The organism is Halomonas korlensis (assembly GCF_900116705.1).
Taxonomy (GTDB): domain Bacteria; phylum Pseudomonadota; class Gammaproteobacteria; order Pseudomonadales; family Halomonadaceae; genus Halomonas; species Halomonas korlensis.
In genome coordinates this window covers 1-7,036 of record NZ_FPBP01000027.1, presented here as the reverse complement: position 1 = coordinate 7,036, position 7,036 = coordinate 1, and the positions used below count along the sequence as shown (strand labels likewise).

Here is a 7,036-nt window from a genome sequence, read left to right as displayed (position 1 = left end):
CGAGATCGAGAGCGATATCCACGAGACGCGCGAACGCCTGGACAGCACCCTGCACGAGATCGAGGAGCGCATCTCGCCGCAGAAGCTGTGGAACTCCTCCTACGAGTACCTGCGCCAGGGGGGCGCCAACGAGTTCCTGTCCAACCTGGGCAACAGCGTCAAGCAGCACCCGCTGCCGTTTCTGATGACCAGCGTGGGGCTGGGCTGGCTGATGATGGCCCAGCGCCAACCGTCGCGGCCGGCCCACGCCACGCCGACACAGCCGATCCCCGAGAGCGCGTTCTCCTCGACGCCCAGCGCGAGCCCCTCCCCCGCGGGCGCGTCCAGCGCGAGCGGGTACACGACCAGCCCCTCCCCCGAGAGTCGCGTCACCGCCGGCCGGCCCTACGGCAGCAGTACCAGCACTGCCAGCACTGCTAGCACCGGCACGCACGGCGACACGGCCTCGATCAGCGCCTCGTCCGCCGGCACCCCGTCGTCGCCCGGGGCTTCCTCGAGCGCCATGGGCACCGGGATGACGTCATCCGCCCGTGGCGCGAGCAGTGACAGCACCGACCACGACAGTGGCCAGCACCGCGGCGGCAGCCACCTGAAAGGCCGACTGCAGGAGACGACCGCCAACGTCAAGGAGAGGACACAACACATGAGCGAGAAGATGACGGAGCGCGCCCAGCACCTGCGCGAGAGCCTGCACGACCGGACCTCCCACGCGCAGCAGGGCTACCAGGCGCGCCGGCAGGACATGACCCAGCGCGCCCGGCACCTTGGCCACCAGTCGACGGGCTTTATCCAGGAGCACCCGCTGGTCGCCGGGGCGCTGGGCTTTGCGATCGGCGCGGCGCTGGGCAGCATGCTGCCCGCCTCGCGGATGGAAGACGAATACCTGGGCGAGTACCGCGACCGGGCGCTGGACAAGGCCGGCGAGCGCGGCCAGGAGCAACTGGAAAGGGCCCAGCAGACCGTGCACGAGAAGGCCGAGCAGACCCGCGACGAGGCCGAGACGGGCGGCAAGAGCGGCAGCGCGAGCTCCCCTGGCACGAGCTCAACCTCGAGTTCCAGTACCGGTACCTCGCGCCCTGGCGGCGGGACGACCTCGTCGACGACCGGCAGCGCGTCCGGGACCACCACCCGCACCTCGGACCGCCCCGCAGCGGGCAGCACGCCCCCGGCTTCCGGTGCCTTGTCCACGCCTGGCGCCACCTCCACGCCGGGTGGCGCGGCGTCTACCCCAGGCGGTACCACCAATACCTCAGACCGCCCCGCAGCGGGCAGCACGCCCCCGGCTTCCGGTGCCTTGTCCACGCCTGGCGCCACCTCCACGCCGGGTGGCGCGGCGTCTACCCCAGCCGGTACCGCCAGCGCGACGGGCCAGGGTCAGGGCGGTAGTGGCCACACTCCGTCACCGCGCAAGTCCTGAGCGCGGCAGAGAGAGGATAAAGGAAAAGGAGCGATGCTCGAGCCAGGCCTCAATGTCTATGTCCGGCTCGAGTATTGCCTACAGGACGAATGGCAATAGGGGGATATCAGGATGCCCGCGAAATCTAAATCTCAGCAAATGGCCGCCGGAGCGGCCCTTGCCGCCAAGCGTGGCGAAACAAAGGTCAGTGACCTGGAGGGGGCCGCCAAGTCGATGTACGACTCGATGAGTGAAGAAGAATTGGAAGAAATGGCATCGTCGAATCGCAAAGGTAAACCGAACCATAAGTCTGACTCGTGAAGCGCTATTGCGGCGACCAGTTCAGCAATGAGTGCCCCTACATCACTATGGAGCGCAAGGCACCACTATTTGCACGTCTTAATATATACCTGTCTTTACAGAGCGGTGAAGCGTTGCCCGTTAAAAAGGGAGAAATCGGGTGAGCACTGCTGGCCAAGTTTCGCAGAAAAACACGCGCTCCACGGCGCGCTTGCAGACTCTGCATATCATGACAATAAACGTGCATAAGGGCTTCAGTTTTTTCAATCGGCGTCATGTGTTGCCAGAGTTGCGTGACGCCGTCAATACGCTTTCTACCGACATGGTCTTTCTTCAGGAAGTGATCGGCGTAAACAGAAAGCATGCCATCCGTTTTTATGACTGGCCGGATGTTCCGCAATATGAATACTTGGCCGACACGATGTGGCCAGACTTTGCATATGGCCGTAATGCCGTCTATCCCGATGGCGACCACGGAAATGCCTTGCTCTCCCGATTTCCGATTCTGAGCTATGAAAATAGGGACATTTCCATTACAGGCACCGAGGAGCGCGGGCTGCTCCATTGTCTACTCGACGTACCGGGCCATTCGAGGGTGCATGCCATCTGCGTTCACCTTGGTTTGCGTCAAGCGCATCGCCTGGAGCAGTTAATGCTCTTGTGTGAGCTACTGGAGTCGATACCGAAAAGCGAACCCATTATCATCGCGGGTGACTTCAACGACTGGCGGTTACAGGCCAACAAGATACTCGCTGAATGCGATGTTCATGAGGTCTTTGTTTCTCACTACGGCCGTCCTGCAAAAAGCTTTCCAGCACGCTGGCCCTTTTTGCGACTCGACCGGATTTACATCAGAAATGCCTGCGTTCGCAATCCTGAAGCCCTTTACCACCGACCTTGGTCACACCTCTCTGATCATGTGCCACTCATCGCAGAGGTATGTTTGTGAACTTTGAATGGCGAGAAGGTAATCAAGTCGAACTACTGATAAATGGGTGCCAGTTCTTTCCGAGCGTCTTCGACTCCATACGTTCTGCTCGCCACGAAATCCTCCTCGAGACTTTTATCATCTTTGACGACGAAGTGGGGAGGGAACTGAAAGATGCCCTGCTGGAAGCTGCAGCGAAGCAGGTGAAAATTGATATAACGGTGGATGGGTATGGTACGGCGGATCTGAACAGCGATTATATTGCTGACTTAAAAGCCGCGGGCATCAACATGCATATATACGATCCGCGGCCGCGTCGACTTGGTATGCGTACGAACCTGTTTCGTCGCTTGCATCGCAAGATTGTCGTGGTAGATGGTGAGGTGGCTTATATTGGCGGCATCAATTTTGGCGCCGACCACTTGCCAGAAAAAGACCCTATGGGCAAACAAGATTATGCTGTGCGGGTACATGGCCCGATAGTGGACGATATTCGCGCTGCCGCCACATCTTTCCTTCTGGAGCACCAGGCTATCCAAGAGCTGCCCGAGCTCACGTCGGCTGCGCCTGAGGCTGGGAAAGCCGACATATTAATGGCTATCCGTGACAATAACAGTCACCCCACCGATATTGAGGATCAATATCTCCTGGCGATTCAATCGGCTTCTTCTCGGCTAATTATTGCTAACGCCTATTTTTTTCCCAGCTATCGTATCTGGCATGAATTAGCGAATGCGTCACGTCGGGGAGTGAAAGTGACATTGATATTACAGGGTCAGCCCGACAGACCCTGGACAAGAAGCCTTTCTAGCTTCCTCTACAGTCGATTGCTAAACGTTGGCGTACGAATATATGAATATAAAGAGCGTCCTCTGCATGGCAAGATCGCTATCGTCGATCATGAATGGGTAACGGTGGGCTCCAGCAATCTTGATCCGCTCAGTCTATCCTTGAACCTGGAGGCTAACCTTTTTATTCGAGATGCCAGGCTAAATAAAAATGTATACGAGCACCTTGTTGATATAGTTAACAACAGCTCCCAAGAAGTGACCCGCGAAATAGCAACTAAAGGACATTGGTGGCGGGCACCCTTCACGGTGGCTAGCTTCCATTTTTTGCGCCACTTTCCCAACATTGTGGGATGGCGTCCCGCCCATTCTCCGAAGATCAAGCCATTGACAGTGAAGACGTCAAAAAAGAAGCGAGTGCTGCGCTGAGGCTGTCATGGAAGTAGATAAAAAGGCGAGCATAAGAAAGGAACCCAAGCGTAAACCCTGGCGGCGCTGGCTCAAGCGTGGTGTTACGCTCTTTTTCTTCATTCTGGTTCCGGTTCTACTGTTTTCGCTGCTCCGCAATGTGGATTGGTCTGAAGTTGTTACCACGCTGCAAGATTACGGTCCTCTTACCCTGCTGGCTGGACTGGGCATCGCCGCTGCCAGCCATGCAGTATTCAGTGGCTATGACCTGTTGGGCAAGGCCTATACGAACCATAAACTACCGGTGCGATACGTCATGCCACTGGCTTTCGTGTGTTATGCCTTTAATCTGAATTTTGGAGCCTGGGTTGGAGGCATTGCATTGCGCTACCGCCTTTATACCCGTTTTGGCTTGAGTGTAGGAAATATAACTCGTGTTCTGAGCCTAAGCCTCATCACAAACTGGCTGGGTTACATGATGCTGGCCGGTACAATATTTACTCTACGCCTGGTCACGCTTCCGGAAAGGTGGCAGGTTGGCGTGGCGGGCTTACAATTGATCGGTGTCGGGCTGTTAGCCGTGTCATTCCTGTATCTGGCGGCTTGTCGCTTTTCCAAACGGCGTACTTGGCGGTGGCGAAACCATGAAATCACCTTGCCCTCGCTGCGGATGGCACTGCTTCAGGCAGGCCTGGGAGCCGCAAACTGGTCCCTGATGGCCGCTCTGGTCTATCTTCTTCTGCCGGAAGGTATCTTCTATCCTACTATACTTGGCATTCTTCTCGTCAGCAGCATCGCCGGGGTGGTAACGCATATTCCCGCTGGTCTGGGCGTGCTTGAAGCCGTCTTCATCGCTTTACTTCAGCATCAGGTAGCCACCAGTGAGATACTCGCTGCGCTGATTGGCTATCGTGCCATTTACTTTCTCTTTCCTTTAGCGGTAGCCAGCATTATTTACCTAATCTTGGAAAGAGGGTCCAGGAAAGATAAAAAGCTACACGCAGGCTGCAGTGACAGATACGGTAAATTGTAACGCCGGTAGGCTGCTTTTATGGCTGTTCGGATGCCTGCTTCGATCTGGCTAGGCCTTGTCGTATTTTCAGGTAGAGCTGAACGCTTGTTCAGCATCGGCCTCTCCCTGAGCCAGCAAGTACTCAATGCGTTCCGGCGACCAGTCGAGCAGGTAGGCGGAGTCCTCTTCATGGGGATGCGGGTTACGTTGGATGCGAGTCACCCGTAGCCCCTTTTGCAAGCCGACAATATTATCGATGTCCTCGTCACTGCGGGCCCCCATGAACATTCGCCGGAAGTGATCGAGATAGCTTCCCGCACCGATAGCCAGTTTCTGCTGGGTTGTGCGCTTGAAAAGCTCCACCGTCACCACGTGATAGCGTTCCGTCTCCCCTTCTTGCCCTTGGGTTATACGGCCCAGCCCCGGGGTGGCGATGCCTTGGTGCCAGATATCACCGTCCCAGTAGGCGCGACCATCATGCCAAGCGGGCTTGAACAACAAGGGGATGGCACTGCTGGCGCCAATCATGGACGGCACGATGGTTTCCTGAGCGCTGTCGAACCAGACCGGGGCAGCTTCGGCAATATCGATGGCACGTATCATTAGGCGCGGCCCTGAAGCGTCATTGCCGCCGTACTCCCTGGCGAAGTCGCCGACCATCCTTACCAGCGGGGTATTGGTATAGCTTGCCGCATGAGGGTAGGAATATAGCCCACCGATCAAACCGCCAGGAATACCAGGCAAGATGACAGGATTACCGAAAGCCATTCCCGTCAAGACAGCATTCAAACGCCGGGAGCGTGGGTCCGGCATCGGCAGGAATGGAGCAGAGGGGAGAGACACATTGCGCCAGAAATGCTTCAGGGCGCTGACGCCTGAATCCGGGTCCTGCATGCGTGATGCAATGAGAAACCCGTTCACTGCACCGATTGAGGCTCCTACGATCACCATGGTACGCAAGGCATCGCTATCCATGTGTCTCACCATGGCGCGATAAACGCCGCACTGATAAGCGCCCAGGGCGCCGCCTCCACTCAGGACTAGTACCGTACGTTCAGTCATCTCTCAGCCTTGCAGCGTACGTCATGCGTACCGTCAGCCATCGAGCCATGGCCCGATGGCCGGCACGATCGCTGACGTTTTACCTCATATTGATGCTAGGACTTACGCGGGGGCGGGGTGCTGCCACTACCGCCCTGGCTCGGGCCCTTGCTCTGGGTGCTGCTGGTGCCGGTGCTACCACCGGATGTGGGGGCGTTGTCGGGGGTCGGGGGCGTGCTGCCCGCTGCGGGGCGGTCCGAGGTGCTGGTGGTGGTCCCCGACGCGCTGCCGGTCGACGACGAGGTCGTCCCGCCGCCAGGGCGCGAGGGGCTGGCACTCGAGGTTGAGCTCGTGCCAGGGGAGCTCGCACTGCCGCTCTTGCCGCCCGTCTCGGCCTCGTCGCGGGTCTGCTCGGCCTTCTCGTGCACGGTCTGCTGGGCCCTTTCCAGCTGCTCCTGGCCGCGCTCGCCGGCCTTGTCCAGCGCCCGGTCGCGGTACTCGCCCAGGTACTCGTCTTCCACCCGCGTGGCGGGTAGCATGCTGCCCAGCGCCGCGCCGATCGCAAAGCCCAGCGCCCCGGCGACCAGCGGGTGCTCCTGGATGAAGCCCGTCGACTGGTGGCCAAGGTGCCGGGCGCGCTGCGTCATGTCCTGCCGGCGCGCCTGGTAGCCCTGCTGCGCGTGGGCGGTCCGGTCGTGCAGGCTCTCGCGTAGGTGCTGGGCGCGCTCCGTCATCTTCTCGCTCATGTGCTGTGTCCTCTCCTTGACGTTGGCGGTCGTCTCCCGCACCCGGTCCTTCATATTGCTGCCGCTGCGGTGCTGACCACTGTCGTGGTCGGCGCCGCCGCTGCTCGCGCCACGGGGGGATGACGTCATCCCGGTGCCCATGGCGCTCGAGGAAGCCCCGGGCGACGACGGGGTGCCGGCGGACGAGGCGCTGATCGAGGCCGTATCGCCATGCGTGCCGGTGCTGCCGCTGCCAGTACTGCTGCCGTAGGGCCGACCGGCGGTGACGCGACTCTCGGGGGAGGGGCTGGTCGTGTACCCGCTCGCGCTGGACGCGCTGGTCGACGCGCCCGCGGGGGAGGGGCTCGCGCTGGGCGTCGAGGAGAACGCGCTCTCGGGGATCGGCTGTGTCGGCGTGGCGTGGGCCGGCCGCGACGG

Annotated in this window: 7 protein-coding genes; 5 read left to right on the top strand and 2 right to left on the bottom strand. The window is 59.7% G+C overall.

The annotated features are described in order from the left end of the window. From BM341_RS18745 to BM341_RS18725, 5 genes are all read left to right on the top strand, one after another. On the top strand, positions 1-1,417 hold a 1,417-nt coding region (locus tag BM341_RS18745; protein ID WP_089797831.1), incomplete at its 5' end, for a DUF3618 domain-containing protein. A 111-nt stretch (positions 1,418-1,528) separates the two neighbouring features. Then, positions 1,529-1,717, top strand: coding sequence for a DUF3008 family protein (locus tag BM341_RS18740; protein ID WP_089797829.1), 189 nt, complete (start codon positions 1,529-1,531; stop codon positions 1,715-1,717). 139 nt (positions 1,718-1,856) lie between these two features. Then, entirely contained in the window at positions 1,857-2,645 is a 789-nt protein-coding gene (locus BM341_RS18735) for an endonuclease/exonuclease/phosphatase family protein (RefSeq protein ID WP_342713904.1), read from the top strand. Continuing rightward, a complete protein-coding gene (gene clsB / locus BM341_RS18730) occupies positions 2,636-3,841 on the top strand; it encodes a cardiolipin synthase ClsB (RefSeq protein ID WP_089797827.1) in 1,206 nt (401 codons plus the stop codon). Before BM341_RS18735 ends, clsB begins: the two co-directional genes overlap by 10 nt. 7 nt (positions 3,842-3,848) lie before the next feature. Continuing rightward, a complete protein-coding gene (locus BM341_RS18725) occupies positions 3,849-4,853 on the top strand; it encodes a lysylphosphatidylglycerol synthase domain-containing protein (protein ID WP_089797825.1) in 1,005 nt (334 codons plus the stop codon). 66 nt (positions 4,854-4,919) lie between these two features. On the opposite strand, the gene BM341_RS18720 is transcribed toward BM341_RS18725, so the two are convergent. Together BM341_RS18720 and BM341_RS18715 are read right to left on the bottom strand one after the other, a co-directional pair. After that, positions 4,920-5,894 carry a patatin-like phospholipase family protein gene (locus BM341_RS18720; RefSeq protein ID WP_089797823.1) on the bottom strand — a complete coding sequence of 325 codons (975 nt, stop codon included), beginning with the start codon at positions 5,892-5,894 and terminating at the stop codon, positions 4,920-4,922. Positions 5,895-5,989: 95 nt separating this feature from the next. Beyond that, positions 5,990-6,748 (bottom strand): YtxH domain-containing protein, encoded by a 759-nt coding sequence (locus tag BM341_RS18715; protein ID WP_139233050.1) that lies wholly within the window; start codon positions 6,746-6,748, stop codon positions 5,990-5,992. Positions 6,749-7,036 lie beyond the last annotated feature (288 nt).